Origin of the sequence: Lentzea indica (assembly GCF_012184385.1) — a bacterium.
Classification (GTDB): Bacteria; Actinomycetota; Actinomycetes; order Mycobacteriales; family Pseudonocardiaceae; genus Lentzea; species Lentzea indica.
The window spans coordinates 1-18,199 of the sequence record NZ_VSRL01000179.1 but is presented as its reverse complement, the minus strand read 5'-3'; the positions used below and the strand labels follow the sequence as shown (position 1 = coordinate 18,199).

Below are 18,199 nucleotides of genomic sequence, written 5' to 3'. Positions count from 1 at the left end.
CGCCTCCGCGCACGCGGTCCGCCGCCGGGTGTCCGTGGCCGCCCGCGGCAGCCGGCGGCTGGTGGTCGGCTTCCGGGCCGGCATCCCGGTCATCCCGGCGACGCGGGTGTTCGAGGCCCAGCATCCGGACGTGGTCGTGGACGTGCAGCGGATGGAATGGGACGACCAGGCCGCGATGCTGCTCGACGGCCGCGTCGACGTCGGCTATGTGCGGCTGCCGATCGACGAGACCGGCCTGCGCGTGACTCCGCTGTACACCGAGCCGCTCATGGTGGTGCTGCCCGCCGGTCACCGGTTGGCAGGCAAGGAGGAGGTCACCGAGGCTGACCTGGCCGGTGAGCCGCTGGTCTGGCATGCCGACCCGAGCACGCAGCCCACCAGGCGCCCGCACCCCGACTCCGGGCTCCGGGTGCGCGGGGTGGAGGAGACGCTCGAGCACGTCGCGGCCGGCCGGGGCATCTCGTTCGTGGGGCGTTCGGCGACCGTGTTCTACTCGCGTCCGGACATCAGCTACGTACCCATCCCGGAACTTGCGCCCGACCAGGTGTGCCTCGCGGTGGCGGCATCACGCACCTCGCCGCTGGCCGAGGACTTCTTCACCGCGGCGCAGGCGACGGCCGAGATCACGGCGGAATGTGGGAACTACGAGTTGGGTGCGGCTGTCGTGGAGTGATCACGCGGCCTGTGGGATGAGCCCATCGAGGTATGTCCGCACACCGGCGTGGGGTCTCAGCTCGTGTGACATGTCGATCTTGGCTGACCTGCGGGTTCCTCGTGTGTCTCACGGGATTTCATGTGCGACTTTTCTCAATGAGCTGATCTCACCGAGATCAGGTGCCGCATGCCGCCTGGTAGGCGACAATCGGGTCGCGGGGATCCCAATGACGTTCGTCAACCCTGGTCAGTTCGAACGGCCGAGTGAACGTAGCCGCATCATCGGTGAGCGCCGTGTGGCGGGCAACGCGCGGACATGCGGCGCACCGCTCCTTACTCAACGCGCTCAACTGTCACTGACGGCGTGGCGGTCTGACTTCTCCCAGCGCGGCCTGCTCAGGGCAGTCTCTTTCAGTCGTGGGCGAACGTCCGGTCTGTCTCCGGGCAGGCTCGCTAGGCTTGATCGGCTCGCCTCAACCACCTTGCCCGGGGGAACAGTGCACCGTTTCGCGGCCAGTCCTGCCCTAGCGCGGCTGGAATGGATTCTTGACGGCCTGGATGGGAAACCCGGCTGGGGAGCTGACGCGTCCGACGTGCTCGCGGCTGCGTTCACCGCCGTCGTCACGCCCGAGAGGTACGTCGAGGTCACCCGCGGTCGAGCTGCCAACTACGCGCCGGTCGTCGTGGTCGTCTCGACGTCAGCGAGACCACCGCGCAGGCGCGGATCCTCCGCCACGACGGCACCGTTGATGTCGTTTCCTGCGTCGTCGAGACCGCACGGCCGCATCGAGTCGCCACCACGTGGGTTGCCGGACTGGTGCCGACCGATCTGACACCGAGGTTGCCGGCCGATTTCACCGACTACGACCTGCCTTCCGTCGCCACGAACGCTCGGCTGGTCGTGTTCTCCGGGTTGCCCGGCAGCGGGAAGAGCACCCTGGCCGACGCAGCGGGCGCCGAGCTGGGGATCCCGGTCTTCGCCACCGACTGGCTGCTCGGCGCGCTGACTCCGTTCGGTGGTCGCTATTTCGAGGCTCCACTGGCGATCGCCGAAGAGGTACTGACCACGCTCGCTCTGCGGCAACTCCTCGCCGGACAGTCCGTCATCCTCGATCATCCCACCGAACGGGTGGCGACCAGGGATCGCTGGCGTAGCCTGGCCCGCCGGGCCGGTGCGGAGTTCCGTGTGGTCGTGTGTCAGTGCTCCGACCCGGAAGTCCACCGTGACAGGCTCGAAGGCCGCAGCCGCGGAATCCCCGGCTGGCACGACGCTGGCGACTGGTCCAACGTGCAGCAGCGACTAGCAAGCTTTCCCTCCTGGCACGGGGAGGCGCTCTCAGTGGATACCGTTCAACCACGCGAGCTGGCCCTTGCCGCGGTCATACGGCACATCACCGCCTGACGGCGTCAGGGCACGCGCCTGTCGCTGGCCTGCTCGGACGCGGCAGGCGACAATCGGGCTGACGAGTCCGCGTGAATGGATCTGATCTGCGAGAAGACACACGGATCGCGCGAAGACGGGCGTGGAGTCCCTGGTAGAAGAACTCTCAAGACCTCGTCCTAATGGCCGATGTTCACGCCGCCGAACCGGCCGTTCGGCTGCCGGGGTTGACCTTGAGGAGGAGTCCGGCGTGGCCGCGCGTTCCTGGTTTGGCGGCATGACCATCCTGCTAGCTGATCCGGTCGTGCGCGCCGTTCGCGTGCTCGACAACGGTGATCCGTTGGTACCACTGGATTTCGCGCCGGGTGTGCTGGTGAGGGAAGGCCTCGCGCGGCGCCTCGACGTGGCACGCGCGGTGCTTCCGTCCGGTGTGGACCTGCGGGTGATCGAGGGGCACCGCAGCATCGCCGACCAGAGCGCGATCATCGAGCGGTACACCGCCGAGCTGCGCGAGCTCCACCCGACGGCCGACGCGGTCGAGCTGGCCCGTCTGTCCAGCCGCTTCGTGGCGCCACTCGCCGTCGCCCCGCACGTCGCGGGCGCGGCCGTCGACCTCACGCTCGTCACCACGTCGGGTGCCGAGCTGTGGATGGGCACGGCGGTCGACGCCACTCCCGAGGAGAGCGACGGCGCGTGCTTCTTCGACGCGCCGGTGGACGCGGAGGCCCGGCACAACCGGACGGTGCTCGCCGACGCGCTGAGCGGCGCGGGGTTGATCAACTACCCGACCGAGTGGTGGCACTGGTCCTACGGCGACCGTTACTGGGCGCTGCTGAGCGGTGCGGACAACGCCGTCTACGGACCAGTGGAGGTGCCTGCGTGGGCGCGCTCGTGACGAGCATCCGCCAGGTGTCGGCGGCGCCTTCGCTCTCGGTCGACCTCGCCGCGGTGGCTGCCAACACGAGACGGTTCGTCTCGCTTGCCCGGGGCTCCGTCATGGCGGTGGTGAAGGCCGACGGGTTCGGGCACGGGCTGGGCGATGTCGCCCGTACCGCGGTGGCCGCGGGTGCCACCTGGGTCGGCGTCACGTCGCTGGCGGAGGCGGTGGGGGTGCGGGAGTCCGGTGTGGACGTTCCGGTGCTCAGCTGGCTCAACCCGGTCGACGTGGACGTCAGGACGGCGGTGCGGTACGGGATCGACCTGAGCGTGCCGAGTCTGCACCACCTCGCGGTGATCGAGCAGGCCGGACCGGTTCGCGTGCATCTGCAGTTGGACACGGGAATGGCGCGTGACGGTGCCGCGCCCGACGCGTGGCTGGCGCTGATGTCCGCGGCTCGCCGGGCGGAACTGGCCGGAAAGATCTCGGTCGTCGGAGTGATGGGACACTTGCCTTGCGCCGACACGGCCGGAGCGAATGAAGCCGGAAAACGGGCGTTGCTGCGCGGGGTCGAGATGGCTCGTCAGGCGGGGTTGCGGCCGTCCGTGCGGCATCTGGCGGCCACGAGCGCCGCTCTGACCGATCCGGGCACTCACCTCGACGTGATCAGGATCGGGGCCGGGCTGGTCGGGATCGATCCGTCAGGGACCACCCGGCTGCGGTCCGCGTTGCGGTTCACGGCGCCGGTGGTCCAGGTGCGGCGGGTGGCTGCCGGTACCGGGGTCGGATACGGACATGCGCACGTCACGGACCGTGCGACCACGTTGGCGTTGCTGCCGGTGGGCTATGCGGACGGGCTGCCGCGGGCGGCCTCAGGGGTGGCGGAGGTGTGGCTGGCGGGTTGCCGGCGCGGTCGCCGGGGTGATCTCGATGGACCAGGTCGTGGTGGACGTCGGGGATGACGTCGTGGTGCCGGGAGACGAGGCAGTGGTGTTCGGGCCGGGGGACGACGGTGAGCCGACGGTGGAGGAGTGGGCTCGATGGGCGGGGACGATCCCGCACGAGATCGTGACCGGAATCGGGGCGCGGGTGCGGAGGCATGTTCGGTGATGGTCTCTATAGCTTCAGTGTTGACCAAAATCAATCTTGAGTCCGGAGTGCGGTATTGAGGGGAATCAGGGTCGCCGTCACCGGCGGCGGACAGAACTGCGAGCACGACGTGTCCGTCGCGTCGGCGGCGTCGGTGCGGGCGGCGCTCGACCCTGCCGGGTACGAGGCCGTGGCGCTCACGATCGGCCGTGACGGTCGTTGGTACGGGCAGGACGGGCAGGTGCTCGGCACGATGACGTCGGGCAGCCTGGCCGCCGCCATCGACGTACTCGCCACCTGCGACGTGGTGCTGCCGCTGGTCCACGGGCCGCTCGGCGAGGACGGCACGCTGGCCGGGTTGTGCGAACTGGCCGGGGTGCCGTACGTAGGCTCACCACTGCGAGCCGGCGCGCTCGCGATGGACAAGTGGGCCACGAAGCTCGTCGCCGAGGCCGTGGGGGTGCGGACGGCGAAGGCCAGGCTGGTCACCAACGCGTCCACTGTGGACTTCACCGGCCCTGTCGTGGTGAAGCCGGTGGCGGCGGGTTCGAGTTTCGGGGTGCGGCTCGTCGAACACGAGGGGGATCTCGAGCCCGCCGTGCGTCAGGCGCTGGAGCTGGACGACCGCGTGCTGGTCGAGGAGGTCCTCAAGGGCAGGGAGATCGACATCGCCGTGCTCGACGACCCGGACGAGGGGCGCAGGACAGGGCCGCCGCTGGAAATCCAAGTTACCGGCCTCTTCGACACGACGGTGAAGTACGACGGCAGCGCCAAGTTCGTGATCCCGGCCCCGCTGGCCGACACGGAGCTCAAGGCGCTCGAAGACGCCGCGCTGAAGGTCTACGAGGCGCTCGGCTGTCGGGGGCTCGCCAGGGTCGACTTCTTCCTCACCGACGACGGACTGGTGCTCAACGAGGTCAACACCATGCCGGGCATGACGGCGGAGTCGCAGGTGCCCAAGATGTTCGCGGCCGCCGGACTGTCCTATCCGGACCTGCTGGACAAGCTCATCAGGGGAGCGATGCGGTGAAGCGCATCGCCGGGCTGGACGTGTTGCGCGGCATCGCCATTCTTCTGGTGATGCTGCGGCACGCGTTCCCTGAGGTGTTCCCCGGTGCTGGTGTGGTCGGCGTGGTCGTGTTCTTCACGTTGAGCGGCTACCTGATCACCGGCGTGCTCGCCAGGGAGCTGGAGAACAAGGGGCGCGTCGACTTCAAGCGGTTCTACCTGCGCCGGGCGCGCAGGCTGCTGCCGGCGTTGATCGCGCTGACGCTGGTCTTCGTCGTCGTGACGCTCGTGTTCGATCCGTTGGGAGAACGGGACAAGCTGGTCCGGACGGCGGCGGTGCTGCTGACGTTCACCGGCAACCTGCCGATCGGCGGGGTGAGCCCGGCGGCGTTCCACGGCTGGACGCTCGCCACCGAGGAGCAGTTCTACCTGCTGTGGCCGGCTCTGCTCGCGTTCGCCTGGGTGCGCAACCGGACTGGCGCGGTCCTGGTCGTCACGGCGCTGGGAGCCCTCGCGGCGTGCACGGCGACGCTCGTCTGGCTGTGGCCCAACGCGGACAACGCCTACGCGCTGCCGACGTCGTGGTTCGTGTGCTTCATCATCGGCGCGGCGACCAGGCTCAAGCTGATCAGCACGCCGCGCTGGACCGTGCCGATCGCGCTCGCCGGTCTGGCGGTCCTGTCGGTGGTGCCACTGCGGGGCCACGTGCTGACCTACCTGGTCGCGGGTCCCGCGATCGCGGGCTGCACGGCGGTGTTGCTGCTGGCCTGGTCGAAGTGGGAACAGGTGGCCACGCCGATCCGCCCGCTGATGGCGCTGGGAATCCTCTCCTACGGCGCCTACCTGTGGAACTACCCGCTGACGCTGTGGCTGCGGCCGGAACTGGGCGCCGCCGCCGGACCGATCGCGGCGGTGCTCACGGTCGTGGCGGCGGCACTCAGCTGGCGTTACCTGGAGGAACCTGTCATGCGGCGAGGTAGCCGTTCACCAGCTCCAGCCAGCCCTTCTTGACCTGCCAGCCGTCAGGGGCATCGGGGTCGGCGTAGTAAATGCCGTGCGTGCACGGGTTGGTGCCGCTGATGCGGTAGGTCCACCACGCCCAGCCGATCCCGTTGTCCTTGAAGGCGTCCAGCACTTCGCGGGCCTTCTTCTTCGCGTCGTCGTCGCAGCTCTCGATGCCGACCTGGTTGATCCACACCGGCGCGGTGTGCTTGGTGCGGAAGCCGGTGATGAGCCCGATCCGGTTCAGCGGCCTGTCGAAGATGAAGTAGTTGCAGGTGTAGATGACCTTCGGGTCGGCCGTCGTGTAGGCGCCCTCGAGGTGGCTGCAGCTGTAGTTGTCGTTGGGGCCCACGACGATCGGTGTCCTGCGGTCGATGCCGCGGATCACGCCGATCATCTCGTCGTAGAACTCCTTCACCCCGGTGTCGTCCTCGCCGATCGGCTGGGGCTCCGGCAGGATCTCGAAGGCGCCCATGTACGGCGCGGTCTTGTAGCGCCGCACGAGGAACTGCCAGACCTCCTTGAACTGCTGCTTCATCACGGGGTTGGTCCAGAAGTTGTCGGGACGGCCGCCCGCACCCTGCCCGTGGTCCGAGTCGACGAAGAGCGTGATCCACAGGCGCGCGGCGCTCGCCCGTTCGATGGTCTGGTCGAGCAGCTTCAGGTGCTCGGCGTTGATGTGGCTGGGGTTGTGCGGGTCGGGGTCGCGGCTGTCCACGCCGTCCTTCCACTCGCCCCACCAGCGCAACGGGATCCGCACCGAGTTGGCGCCCGCCGCCACGTTGTCGCCGGGGTCCTGCGGCTGGACCGTTCGCCACTGGCCCCAGTTGTAGCCCCGCAGCACGATCGGGCGGCCGGACGGATCGACCACGTCCGCACCGGACACCGAGAGACGTCCCGGCGCGGCGGCCGTTGCCGGGACGCTTGCTAACAGCAGCACAGCCGCGGTCGTCACACCGAAGACCACCTGGCTCAACTTCACGCTTCTACCCCTCTCAGAGAACCGTTCGGGGCGGTACGTTGCCGGACCCGCAACCGGGAGTGGTTCGGGATTTGTTCGAGGAACATCAAGATCGCCAGTAACCTCGGACGCGTGTGACGTCAGCCGCAGAAGTCGGTGATCGTGCCGGTCAGAACCTCGGTGAGCCGGTCGAGCGAGGCGAGGTCGACGTACTCGGTGGCCGCGTGGGCGCCCGCGCCGTCGACGCCGAAGAGCACGCAGGGGATGCCTGCCCGGTCCAGCAGGGCGCAGTCGGTCCAGAACGGTTCGGCCCGGATGACGGGTGGCTCGCCGAGGTTGGCGATGAGGGCGCGGACGATGGCTGCCTGCGGGTCGGCCTCGAACGGGTCCCTGGCGAGGCCGCGGGTGAGCTTGGCGCTGAAGCCGGGGACGGTGCCGGTGAGGTGGTCGAGGATCGTGGTGAGCTCGTCCTCGACGTGCTGCGGGGGCTCGCCGGGGACCGTGCGGCGTTCGAGGGTGATCTTGCAGCTCGACGGGTAGGTGGACGCCTCCTCGCCGCCGTTGATCAGCGAGGCGTGGACGGTTCCTGTGCCGAGAAGGTGGTGTTGCGGGCCGTCGGCGAGGTCCTGGCCGAGTCGGTCGAGGGCGACGAGGAAGTGGCCGGCCTTGACGATCGCGTCCACACCCAGCTCCGGCCGTGAACCGTGTGCCGCCCTGCCTTCGATCTCGACGTCGAACCACACGAAACCCTTGTGCGCCAAGGTGACCTCGAGGTGGCTCGGTTCGGTGACGATGGCGGCGTCTGCGGTGAAGGCGGTGAGCACCTCCGCCGTGCCGAAGCTGCCGTGTTCCTCGTCCGCGACGCACGCGACGATCACATCGCCGCGCAGGGGGCGTTCGGTGGCTTTGGCGGCGGCGACCATCATCGCCGCGACGCCGCCTTTCATGTCGAACGTGCCGCGGCCGAACATCCTGCCGTCCTTGATCTCCGGCTTGAGCGGGTCGCCGTCGTAGCCCGCGGTGCCGACGGTGTCGATGTGGCCGTTGAGCATCAACGACCTGCCGCCGCCAGTGCCTTTCCTGATCGCGACGAGCGAGGGCCTGCCCGCTCGTTGCTCCAGGCGGTGGACCTCGAAGTTGTTCGCCTCGAACCATTCGGCGCAGAAGTCGGCGACGGCTCGTTCGCCGTTGCCGCCGGGGACGAGGTCCGGGTTGACCGAGTCGATGGCGATCAGTTCCGCCAGCAGGTCACGCGGATTCACTGGTGTCTCCCCACGGGTTGGCGGCCTGTCCTTCGGTGCTGATGAGCACGACGGTGCCGAGCGGCCCGAGCTCGCCGCGGATGGCGCGGAGCCCGGCAAGCGGTGCGGCGCCACACGGTCCTGAGTGGACTCCTTGTGCGGTGAGGTCCTGGATCGCCTTGGCGCATTCGGCGTCGGAGATGGCCACGGCGGCGTCCAAGCCGTTGTGCAGAAACGGCCACGCGGTGGTCGACGGGGTGCCGCAGTTGAGCCCGGCCATGATCGTGTCGCTCGTCGGGATCGTCGTGAGCGCGCCGGCTTTGAGGCTTTTGAGGACGCACGCGGCTTTGCCGGGCTCGACGGCTAGGAGCCTGGTCCTGGACTCGCGGCCGCGGTGGTGGGTGATCACGGCCTGGGCGAACGAGCCGACGCCGACGGGGATGACGACCAGGTCCGGTTGTTCCGGGAGCTGCTCGTCGATCTCGTGGCAGAGCGTGGCGTAGCCCTCGACGATCCAGGCGGGGATCTCCTCGTAGCCGGGCAGTCCCATGTCCTGGACGAGAATCCCGTCGGCTTTGGCTGCCATGGCGACCGCGTCGTCGTACGAGCCCTCCACGACGGTGACCTCGGCCTGTTCGCTCCTGATGGCTTCGATCGCCTGTGGGTGCACGGTGTGCGGCACGAAGACGTGGGCCCGTTGGCCGTGCAGGCGTGCCATGCGGGCCACCGCGCGACCGTGGTTGCCGTCGGTCGCGGTGGTGAGCGTGACCTGGTCCGTTCGGCCTTTCAGGACGCGGTGGACGGCCCAGGAAGCGCCGAGAGCCTTGAAAGCGGGTAGGCCGAGCCGGGAAGATTCGTCCTTGACGAACAATCGGCCGGCTCCGAGCTCCGTGGCGAGAGCCGGGAGCTCGATCAGCGGAGTGGGCGCGTAGCCGGGCAGTCGCGCGTGGAAGTCCCGTGCACCGGTGGGTGCGGGCCGGCATCTCCAGTCGCGGGCTTCTGGCCGCAAGAACTTCATGACGAACAGCGTGCGGCTGGCGCCGATCATCGGTCCAGCGCATGTTTTCGATCTGTATCGGTGGGAGAGTTCGACGAATCGCCTGGGAGGAGGTGGCCGGTGACCGACGAGGAGCTGATCGTCGAGTTCGCGCTGACCCGCCTGGACAATCCCGGCCTCGACATGGAGGAGGTCGCCGCGCTCGTGGTCCGCCGGGTGGGGCCGGACCGCATGCTCGAGTTCGCAGGGCTCACCCTCGTGCACCGCGATGAGCTGCGAGGAGCGGTGTTCCCTGCCGCTGTCGAGCACGTCCTGCGGGTGGTTCTGACGCTGCGAGGGCCGCGCGACTAAAGCTGCCGGACGGTGTGAAGGGCCAGCTCGATGGCACGGGTGGCCAGCGGCGACAGCGTCCGGTTCGCCTGCCAGGCCAGGTAGATCTCGCGCGGGGTCAGCGCGGGCGCGAGTTCGTGCGTGCACAGCACGTCGTCGTCAGGCGGAACGTCGAGCGTCAGCATCGGCATCACCGCGAGGCCCATTCCGGCGCGCACCATCGAGATCACGCCGCGGTTGTCGGCCGTCCGGAACACGATCAGCGGCGCGACACCGGCCTCTGCGTACACCCGTTCCACGCGGACCTGGTCGCAGATCGGCGGCGGTGCCACCATCGCGGCCTCGTGCAACGCGGTCAGCGGAACCGGCCCGTCGGCGAACCGGCCACGCCTGGCGACCACCACGTACGGGTCGTCCAGGATCTTGACCTGCTCGACCTCGCCGGTCAGCGGCCCGTCGAAGAACAGCAGGTCGAGCCCGTCGGTGCTGGGCCGGTCGGTCTCCTCCTCGAACAACCGGATGTCCGCGGCGGGGAACTCGTCCAGCAACCGGCGCACCACGGTCGGCAGGACGACGTTGGTGATGCTCTGGAACGTGCCGATGTCGACGCGCCCTTCGCCCGCCTTGAACCGTTCCACGGCGTCCTCTGTGGCCGCGGCGCGGGCGAGCACCTCACGTCCGTGTGCGAGCACCACCTCGCCGAGTGGCGTCAGCCGGACCGGCCGCGGGCCGCCCGGCCGGTCGAACACGACGCCGCCCACGGACTTCTCCAGCGCGCCGATCTGCTGGCTCACGGCAGACTGCGTGTAGCCGAGCCGGTCGGCGGCGCGGCCGAACGTTCCCTCGACGGCCACGGCGTCCAGCGTGGCCAGGTGGCGCAGGTCCAACACGGGCATGACTATAAGCTCAGCTTGTTGAATCGACCAGAATCCATCGCTTTTGTGAATGTCTGTTTGTTCCTAGCGTTGCTCTCATGAACCCACGATGTGCTCTCTGGCTCCCGCTGTTCGACTGTCTCGCCGACCCGCTGCTCGTCGCCCGTCTCGCCGCAGAAGCGGAGGAAGCGGGCTGGTCAGGGCTCTTCGTCTGGGACCACGTCCGCTGGCGCGAGCCGGTGACCCACGTGGCCGACCCGTGGATCACGCTGGCCGCCGTCGCCACCGCCACCGAACGGATCCGGTTCGGCCCGATGGTCTCGGCCATCGCCCGGCGCCGGCCGGTGAAGCTCGCCCGCGAGACCGCGACGCTGGACCTGCTCGGCAACGGACGGCTCGTGCTCGGCGTGGGCCTGGGCAGTGACCGGTTCGCCGGCGAGTTCTCCCGCACCGGCGAGGAGTGCGACGACCGCGTCCGCGGGCGGATGCTCGACGAGTCGCTGGAGATCCTGCGCGCGGCGTGGTCGGGGGAGGCCGCGCACCACCGTGGCGAGCACTACACCGTGGACGGCGTGACGTTCCTGCCGCGGCCGGTGCAGCGGCCCGGCATCCCGGTGTGGGCGGCCGGCTTCCCCGGCAACCAGAAGCCGATGCGCCGCGCCGCCCGCCTGAACGGCTTCTTCCCCGTCAACATCGCGTCCGCCGACGAGTTCGCCGGCGCCGTGGCCCAGGTCGAGGCCCTGCGGCCGGATGGCGGGCCGTTCGACTACGTCGCCGAGGTCGAGCCCGGTGCGGACGTCACGCCGTTCGCCCAGGCCGGGGCGACGTGGTGCCTCACAGCGTTCGACCCGGCGTCGCTCTCGGTGGACCACGTGCGCGGCGTGCTGCGCGACGGACCTGCGGTCAACGCGGCTTGAGCAGCGCTCGATCGCGACTGCACGAAATTGTCGGTGCTGCCCGGTAACGTCCTGGTCCATGAGTGCTGGGGACCGGATCAAGGAGCTCGCCGCGCGGATCGTGGAGCTGCGCGACGCGTACTACCAGGGCGAGCCGCTGGTGGCCGACGCCGAGTACGACGCGATCGAGGACGAGTTCCGTGCGTTGGTCGCGAAGCACCCGGAGCTGGCGCCGGAGGACAACCCTCTGGACCACGTGGGTGCGCCGACGGTGCTGCACGCGCCGGTGCGGCACTCACGGCCGATGCTGTCGCTGGAGAAGGCGAACAAGCCCGAGCAGGTCGAGGCGTTCTTCTCCCGGTTCCCCGGCCAGCCGGTCGTCGTCATGCCGAAGCTCGACGGTCTGTCCCTGGCGTTGGTCTACGAGAACGGCCGGCTGGCGCGCGCGGTGACGCGTGGCGACGGCACGACGGGTGACGACGTCACGTTCCTGACGCGCGCGTTGTGCGACGGCGTACCGGACAAGGTCGAGGCGCCGGGCAGGGTCGAGGTGCGCGGCGAGTGCGTGATGCTGCGCTCGACGTTCGACGCGTACAACAGGAAGAACCCGGACAAGCCGCTGATCAACCCCCGCAACGCCGCCGCGGGCACGTTGCGCGCCAAGGACCCCAAGGCGGTCGAGGGCCGGCGCATGCAGTTCTTCGCGTTTGACCTGACGACCGAACCCGAGAGCGCCGACGCCGACCTGGACGCGGGCCTGCGCAAGCTCGGCTTCAGCGTCGCCGAGATGCGGCACTGCACGACCGCGGCCGAAGCGCAGGAGCTCATCGGCGCGATCGAGAAGGCACGCAACGACCTCGACTACGACCTCGACGGCGCCGTGCTGCGCCTGGCCAACCGCGACGCGTTCGCCGCAGCGGGCACCCGCTCCAGCTCCCCGCGCGGCGCCATCGCCTACAAGTTCGCCGCCGAGGAGAAGACGACAGTCCTGATGGACGTCGTCTGGGACGTCGGCAAGACCGGCAAGATCGCCCCGGTGGCGTGGCTGGAGCCCGTCTTCGTCGGCGGCACCACCGTCACCCGCGCGACCCTGGCCAACCAGGAGGTCATCCGCTCGCGCGGCATCAAGATCGGCGACACCGTCCTGGTCCGCCGCGCGGGCGACGTGATCCCGTTCGTCGCCGGCGTCCTCGACGAGTCCAAGCGCACGGGCGCCGAACGCGAGATCATCCCGCCGTCGGAGTGCCCGTCGTGCGCGCAGCCGCTGACCGAGCAGGGGAACAGCCGCGAGCTGTTCTGCACGAACTCCGCCTGCCCCGCCCAGACCGTGCGCCGCCTGATCCACTGGTCCTCCCGCGCGGCCGCCGACATCGACGCCATCGGCCAGGTCTGGATCGAGCGCCTGGCAGAAACCGGCGACCTGGTGAACCCGTCCGACTTCTACACGCTCACCAAGGAACGCCTGCTGGAGTTCGACCGCGTGGGCGAGGTCTCCGCGACCCGCATGATCGAGTCGATCGACCGCAGCCGAGCCGTGGGCCTGCGCCGAGCCCTCATCGGCCTTGCCATCCCCATGGCCTCCGAAGGCACCGCCGCCCGCCTCTGCCGCGCGGGCTTCGGCTGCCTGGAAGAGGTGGCCGACGCGGGCGTGGAGAAACTCGTCGCCGTCGAGGACATCGGCCAGAAGGTCGCCGAGTCCCTGAACCACCACCTGGCCCGCCTGCGCCCGGAGATAGAACGCCTGCGCGAACGCGGCGTCTCACTGGACGTCCGCGAGGAGGACCTGCCCCCTGTCGTGGTCGCCGGCGCGCCCCTGGAGGGCAAGTCGATCGTGATCACGGGCTCGATCAGCGACCCGCGCTCCGGCGAGAAGGTCACCCGTCCAACGTTCCAGAAGATGTGCGAACGCGCCGGCGCCACCGCCGCGTCGTCGGTGTCGGCGACCACGGACATGCTGATCACGGGCGAGGGCGTCGGCGCGAGCAAGCTCACGAAGGCCGAGAAGCTCGGCGTCGAGGTGGTCGACCAGGGCGAGATCTGGGCGAAGCTGATCGCTGCTGGGGTCGCCTGAGCGTTGCGTTTGCGGGAACGCCCTCAAGCCGTCTGGGGGAGGAAGATGGCTTGAGGGCGAGTCGTGTGGTCGCTCACCGGTGGGGATCCGGAAACCCTGCTTCTGCAAGGAAATTCGGGGCGAGCATTGGTGGGAACGCCCCTCGAGCCGTCTGGGGGAGGAAGGCGGCTTGAGGGCGAGGTTTGTGGTGGTCGGTGTGGCGGTCGCCTCTCGGCGGTGGGCACAACGCGGTACCAGCCGAACGGTCTTCCGCGAAGGCGATGAGGTGGAGCCCGGGGACTCGTTCCACACCGACCGTCTGGTTCAACGGCACGGGAATCCGTTGTGTTTCCAGGTGATCTGTGTGGTCCCTCACCCGCGGGATGCGGGAATCCTGCTTTTGCAAGGGGATTGCGGCGGAGCTGATCGTGTGGGAAGCCCCCACGCTGACCGGGGGAGAACGGCAGCCTGGGGGCGAGTCGTGTGGTCACCGGCGAAGGGAGCCCGGTGAGAGGACGCCCTCAGACCGCCCGTCGGGGGAGAATGACGGCCTGAGGGCGAGCTTGGAGGTCGATGCGGCGGTCGCCTCTCGGCGGTGGGCACAACGCGGTACCAGCCGAACGGTCTTCCGCGAAGGCGATGAGGTGAGGCCCGGGGGACACGGACCGCACCGACCGATCTGTACAACGGCGCGGACATCCGTTGTGTTTCCGGATGATCTGTGTGGTGGCTCACCGGTGCCGGGATCTCGCGAAATCCTGGCCCCAGCGCAGGTCTCCGCTCCAATGGGAATGACGCCGCCCACGTCACAGGTTGGAGAACCTGATGGTGAGGCGGCGTTCGTTTCTGCTCGGGGCATCGGGCCTGCCACTCGTCGGCCCAGGCATCGCACACACGGACCCAGCACAGGTCGGCAGCCGTCCGATCACCAGCCGGTGGGGCGCAACGACACGGGGAACTTCGGCGTGGGGGCGTTCCTGCTGGCCTCCTCCGAGGTCGCGAAGCCCTGAGTGGCGGCACCTCACCCGGTCGTGCGCAGCCCAAAGCAACGCACGGCCGGGGGTGCCGTTGGCGCGGAAATCAGCTCGCGATTGCGAGTGAGACGAGCCGGGCGATCGTGTCGGCGGGGCTCGCGTGGATCAAGTGTGGCGCTCGTGCCACAGGGCCCCAAGGGGCCAAATCAAGGCAAATCAGGCCAAGTCAGGCCGAAATCAGATCAGGCCCAGCCGCCGCGCTGCGAGCACGGCGTCGCGGCGCTGGTTCACGCCGAGCTTGCGGTAGATGCCGCGCAGGTGTGTCTTCACCGTGTTGACCGACACGAACAGCGAGTCGGCGATCTCCTCGGTGGTGCGCATGGACGGCAGTTCGACCAGCAGGTCACGTTCGCGGCTGGTCAGCACGTCGGTGGACGCCGTCGACGCGGCGGGCAGCGCGGTCATCGTGGTGGTGGCGAACGACTCCAGCCTGCCGAAGCGGCCCGCGCCGCGGGCGAGCAGGTCGCGCACGGGCTTGCCGGCGTTGAAGAACGGGCGTAGCACGCAGGCAGGTTCCGCGGCGGCCAGCGCCCGCGTGACAGCCTCGTGCGCGCGTCGCTGGTCGCCGGAGCGTTCGACCAGCACGGCCTCCAGCAGCCAGCCGTCGACGACTGTCGGGGCCGCGAGCGCGGGAAGTTCGCCCGACAACAGCGGTTCGATGATCTTGCGGGCCTGTGACACGCGGGCGTGGTGGGTGTGCACGACCGCGCGCAACACGGCCTGCTCGCCGCACGGGCCGAACATCGCCTCGACCTGGTCGGGCATCGCGGACGCCCACTGCTCGTCCCCGGAACGCAACGCGATCCGTTGCACGGCGGCGGCGATGTGCGCGATGACCGGCGGTATCACCTGTCGTGCGGCGACGTCCTGCCACTGCGCGCGGACGCGGCCTACGACCGCCCGCGGGTCACCGGCCGTCGGGAACGCCACCGCCGCGTCCAAAGTGGACACGGCCAGCCCTGTCGCCGGGTCGGGGCGGTCGCCCAACGCGTGCACCGCGCGGCCCGCGAGCTCCACGGCGCGCGCGTCGTCCAGTCGTAGGTACGCCTGCACTCCGACCAACGTGTAGGCGAGCGCGCAGACGAAGTGCGACTGCCAGCCCCTTTCCTCGGCAAACTCGAGCGCCTCGCTCGCCTGCCTCGCCGCGGTGTGAAGGTCGCCGGAGGCGCTGGTCAGTGCCGCCAGATGGACGTGGCAGTCCAGCATCGCGTGGTCGAACCGCTCCTGCCGCGCGATGGTCGCCGCCCGCACGAGGTCGTGCTCCGCGCCCTTGTGATCGCCGGACAGCAACGCCGCGATGCCGCGGTTGATCAACGCGGCGACCTCGGCGTCGGTGCCGCCACGCCCCGCCGCCGTGCGTGCCATCACCCGCAACGCCTCACCCTGCCGCGCGTCGAAACGGCCGCGGCGCAGCAACGCCGTCGCATGCAGCACCCGGACCCTGTCCTGCCGCAACGCGAGCGCTCCCCGCCGAGCCCGGTGAGCACCCTGTCCGCCGCCGCGACGTCGCCCGCGTCCATCGCCACCAGTGCGGCGACGACGCCGACCTGTGGTCGGGCGAGGACGTGGCCGGGCACCGCGTCGAACACGGCCCGCAGCCGGCCGCTGCCCTCCCTCAGGACCTCGGGCAGCACCGAGTGCTCGACGATCTCGGCGGTCAGCTGGTCGTCGCCTGCCCGCAACGCGTGCCGCAGTGCCACGGCCGGCTCGTCGTGGTGGTGGTACCAGTGGGCCGCGGTCTTGTTCAGCGACATCTCGTCGGCGGGACGGGATCGGCGCAGCTCGGCGGAAAGGTGCGCTCGCAGCACGGGATGGCAGCGATACCACTCGGGTGCGGCTTCGAGCCTGCTGACGAACGAGTTGGTGCGCTCCAGCGCGTCGAGCACGACGCCGGGGCTGGGATGACGGGTCAGCGCTCCGGCCAGTTCCGCGCTCACCGTGTCGCACACGCTGGTCGCGACGAGCAGGTCCCGCACCCGCTGGGGATGCCGTGCGAGCACCTCCTCGCCGAGGTAGCGGCTCACGACCTGGTCCAGGCCCGCGAACATGAGCAGGTCGTCAGGTCTGGTCGAGGCCGTGGCCAGGCGCATCACCGCGAAGCGCAGCCCTCCGATCCACCCCTCCGTCCGGCTGAGGAGAAGATCGACGTCGTCGGGGGAGAGCTGCAGTCCGTGCGCGGCGAGCAGCGCCTCGGTTTCGGTGCGGCTGAACGAGAACTCGCGCGGCAGCACCTCGCGCAGCCGTCCCTCCAGGTGCAGGCGGCCGAGGTGCAGAGGAGGCGGAAAACGACCCAGCAGCACCAGCCGTAGCCGATCGGGTGGTCGGCGGGTGAGCAGGTCGATGCTCGCGAGCGCCTCGGAGTCGCGGATCTCGTGCACGTTGTCCAGCACCAGGCACACCGAGGTGGGCGCTTGGTCGAACGCGGCGATCACCGCCGAGGAGAAACCCGGTTCTGTCAACGGGATCTCGTCAGCCGGCGCAAGAGCGTCGCGGACGGCGGCCCGCAGTCTCACCGGTTCGTTGTCGTGCTCGTCGAGCGTCAGCCACGCCACCCGGTCGTCGCGGTGCCGCGCCCACTCGGCGAGCAGCGTCGTCTTGCCGCAGCCTGCCGGACCGGTGACCACCGTGACCGGAGCCGACGACACGTGATCGTCCACTGTGGATAGTAGTTCGCGGCGCGGTACGAGCGGCGTCGCCGCCGTGGGCACGCGCAGTTTCGCCTGGCCGGTCTCGGGGCTGGAAGGCTCACACTCCGAACTGTCGGACATTGCGCTTTGTCTCCCGATGGAGTTTCGAGGGCAGATCGCGTGATCGAACCGCATCACCGCGAGGACGGGCATTCGGACGCGTTCGCCTTGCCAGGAGCGGAAATCAGCCACAGGCCCCTGCCCAGCACGCCCATCAGCCGCGGTAGCAACGACAGCGCCGCGAGCGCTCCGGTCGAGCTGGACGGTGCGCAGTCCTCACCGCTGCCGGTGACGACGACGGCGAGGAACACGGCCACGACCAGAACGATGCGCCGGGAGCGGGAACGGTCGGGTTGACGGCTCAAGATCGGTCACCTCCGCCGTCGACGCTGCTCGCCCGGACACGTGCGCGGCCTCCCCCGCGCAGGGCGGTAGCGGTGTGCGGTGCGGGAGGGGGTTCACCTGCGGCGGGTGAAGCAGCGGGCGGTCCCGTCCACAGAACCTGTGCCCCATGAGCCACCGACTCGCGTTGCGCGACCTGGTCGACGTCGTCCGCCCCGCTCGCCCCGTCGCGTCCGTTTACCTGGGATCGAGTCCGCTGCGGGTGTGGCGGGCGCGCTGGCTGCGTCTGGCCGACCAGCTGCGCAGTGACGGCGCGGGCCCCGAACTGGTCGACACGATCGGCGAGGTGCTGCAGCGGGCCCGTTCCCTGTACCCGGCGGCGGACACGCTCGTGGCGTTCGCGGGCGAGGAGCTCCCGGCGCGCGTCTTCCACACTCCCGGCCTGCGCCATCTGGACCTGGCCTGGTTCAGCTCGCCGGCCCACGTGCTGCCGGTGCTCTCCTGGCTCCAGGATCGGCCGCCACGGGTCGCCGTCACCGCAGGACACTCCTCCGCCGACCTGGCGGCGGGGGACGAACGGATCTCGTTGAACTACCCGGCACCGGAGTGGCGGCACGGCGTGCGTTCGGCCGCGGCGGCGTGCGCGGAGATGCTCGACCGCCAGGAGGCCAGGCTCCTCGTGGTCGCGGGGGAGGACGAGGTGGTGGGCGCGTTGTGGGAGGCGCTGCCCGCCCCGTCCGCCGCGACGTCGCCGTCCGGTGGACCGGCCGCGCCC

Annotated in this window: 18 protein-coding genes; 11 read left to right on the top strand and 7 right to left on the bottom strand. The window is 69.8% G+C overall.

The window, feature by feature from the left end; all coding sequences use genetic code 11:
- The 7 genes from FXN61_RS34600 to FXN61_RS34575 form a co-directional block, all read left to right on the top strand.
- Nucleotides 1-673, top strand: a 673-nt coding sequence (locus FXN61_RS34600) for a LysR family substrate-binding domain-containing protein (RefSeq protein ID WP_167978158.1), incomplete at its 5' end; no start/stop codon positions are given.
- Nucleotides 674-1,471: 798 nt separating this feature from the next.
- Nucleotides 1,472-2,056 carry a P-loop nucleotide/nucleoside kinase family protein gene (locus tag FXN61_RS34595; RefSeq protein WP_167978157.1) on the top strand — a complete coding sequence of 195 codons (585 nt, stop codon included), beginning with the start codon at nt 1,472-1,474 and terminating at the stop codon, nt 2,054-2,056.
- A gap of 256 nt (nt 2,057-2,312) precedes the next feature.
- A complete protein-coding gene (locus tag FXN61_RS34590; protein ID WP_167978156.1) occupies nt 2,313-2,930 on the top strand; it encodes a M15 family metallopeptidase in 618 nt (205 codons plus the stop codon).
- Nucleotides 2,915-3,874 carry an alanine racemase gene (alr, locus tag FXN61_RS34585; protein ID WP_223165717.1) on the top strand — a complete coding sequence of 320 codons (960 nt, stop codon included), beginning with the start codon at nt 2,915-2,917 and terminating at the stop codon, nt 3,872-3,874. Before FXN61_RS34590 ends, alr begins: the two co-directional genes overlap by 16 nt.
- The gene (locus FXN61_RS54735) at nt 3,843-4,022 is read left to right on the top strand and encodes an alanine racemase C-terminal domain-containing protein (RefSeq protein WP_223165715.1); all 180 of its coding nucleotides are present in this window, start codon (nt 3,843-3,845) and stop codon (nt 4,020-4,022) included. Before alr ends, FXN61_RS54735 begins: the two co-directional genes overlap by 32 nt.
- Before the next feature lie 55 nt (nt 4,023-4,077).
- Nucleotides 4,078-5,031, top strand: a complete 954-nt coding sequence (locus FXN61_RS34580; protein ID WP_167978155.1) for a D-alanine--D-alanine ligase family protein — start codon at nt 4,078-4,080, stop codon at nt 5,029-5,031.
- Complete coding sequence (locus FXN61_RS34575) at nt 5,028-6,020, top strand: acyltransferase family protein (RefSeq protein ID WP_167978154.1); 993 nt, start codon at nt 5,028-5,030, stop codon at nt 6,018-6,020. The genes FXN61_RS34580 and FXN61_RS34575 overlap by 4 nt, the downstream gene beginning before the upstream one ends.
- Here FXN61_RS34575 and FXN61_RS34570 read toward each other — a convergent pair.
- The 3 genes from FXN61_RS34570 to FXN61_RS34560 all read right to left on the bottom strand — a co-directional run bounded on the left by FXN61_RS34570 (nt 5,974) and on the right by FXN61_RS34560 (nt 9,261).
- Nucleotides 5,974-6,993 (bottom strand): glycoside hydrolase family 5 protein, encoded by a 1,020-nt coding sequence (locus FXN61_RS34570; protein ID WP_167978153.1) that lies wholly within the window; start codon nt 6,991-6,993, stop codon nt 5,974-5,976. The genes FXN61_RS34575 and FXN61_RS34570 overlap by 47 nt on opposite strands.
- A 119-nt stretch (nt 6,994-7,112) precedes the next feature.
- A complete protein-coding gene (locus FXN61_RS34565) occupies nt 7,113-8,234 on the bottom strand; it encodes an ArgE/DapE family deacylase (protein WP_167978152.1) in 1,122 nt (373 codons plus the stop codon).
- A complete protein-coding gene (locus FXN61_RS34560) occupies nt 8,221-9,261 on the bottom strand; it encodes a pyridoxal-phosphate dependent enzyme (RefSeq protein ID WP_167978151.1) in 1,041 nt (346 codons plus the stop codon). The genes FXN61_RS34565 and FXN61_RS34560 overlap by 14 nt, the downstream gene beginning before the upstream one ends.
- Nucleotides 9,262-9,330: 69 nt before the next feature.
- On the opposite strand from FXN61_RS34560, the gene FXN61_RS34555 reads away from it, so the two are divergent.
- A complete protein-coding gene (locus tag FXN61_RS34555; protein ID WP_167978150.1) occupies nt 9,331-9,561 on the top strand; it encodes a hypothetical protein in 231 nt (76 codons plus the stop codon).
- On the opposite strand, the gene FXN61_RS54730 is transcribed toward FXN61_RS34555, so the two are convergent.
- Nucleotides 9,558-10,436 (bottom strand): LysR family transcriptional regulator, encoded by an 879-nt coding sequence (locus tag FXN61_RS54730; RefSeq protein WP_167978149.1) that lies wholly within the window; start codon nt 10,434-10,436, stop codon nt 9,558-9,560. The genes FXN61_RS34555 and FXN61_RS54730 overlap by 4 nt on opposite strands.
- Nucleotides 10,437-10,513: 77 nt before the next feature.
- Between FXN61_RS54730 and FXN61_RS34545 the strand changes: the two genes are divergently transcribed.
- Nucleotides 10,514-11,332: an LLM class flavin-dependent oxidoreductase gene (locus FXN61_RS34545; protein ID WP_167978148.1), complete on the top strand. Its 819-nt coding sequence runs from the start codon at nt 10,514-10,516 to the stop codon at nt 11,330-11,332.
- A gap of 58 nt (nt 11,333-11,390) precedes the next feature.
- Nucleotides 11,391-13,382 (top strand): NAD-dependent DNA ligase LigA, encoded by a 1,992-nt coding sequence (ligA, locus tag FXN61_RS34540; protein ID WP_167978147.1) that lies wholly within the window; start codon nt 11,391-11,393, stop codon nt 13,380-13,382.
- A gap of 1,190 nt (nt 13,383-14,572) precedes the next feature.
- On the opposite strand, the gene FXN61_RS34535 is transcribed toward ligA, so the two are convergent.
- The 3 genes from FXN61_RS34535 to FXN61_RS34525 are packed head-to-tail and all read right to left on the bottom strand — an operon-like array spanning nt 14,573 to nt 17,447.
- Nucleotides 14,573-15,829 carry a helix-turn-helix transcriptional regulator gene (locus FXN61_RS34535; protein ID WP_167978146.1) on the bottom strand — a complete coding sequence of 419 codons (1,257 nt, stop codon included), beginning with the start codon at nt 15,827-15,829 and terminating at the stop codon, nt 14,573-14,575.
- Nucleotides 15,760-17,163 carry a winged helix-turn-helix domain-containing protein gene (locus FXN61_RS34530; RefSeq protein ID WP_167978145.1) on the bottom strand — a complete coding sequence of 468 codons (1,404 nt, stop codon included), beginning with the start codon at nt 17,161-17,163 and terminating at the stop codon, nt 15,760-15,762. Before FXN61_RS34530 ends, FXN61_RS34535 begins: the two co-directional genes overlap by 70 nt.
- A gap of 53 nt (nt 17,164-17,216) precedes the next feature.
- Complete coding sequence (locus FXN61_RS34525) at nt 17,217-17,447, bottom strand: hypothetical protein (protein ID WP_167978144.1); 231 nt, start codon at nt 17,445-17,447, stop codon at nt 17,217-17,219.
- Between the two features lie 146 nt (nt 17,448-17,593).
- Here FXN61_RS34525 and FXN61_RS34520 point away from each other — a divergent pair.
- The coding region (locus FXN61_RS34520) for a hypothetical protein (protein ID WP_223165714.1) at nt 17,594-18,199 on the top strand (606 nt) is incomplete at its 3' end.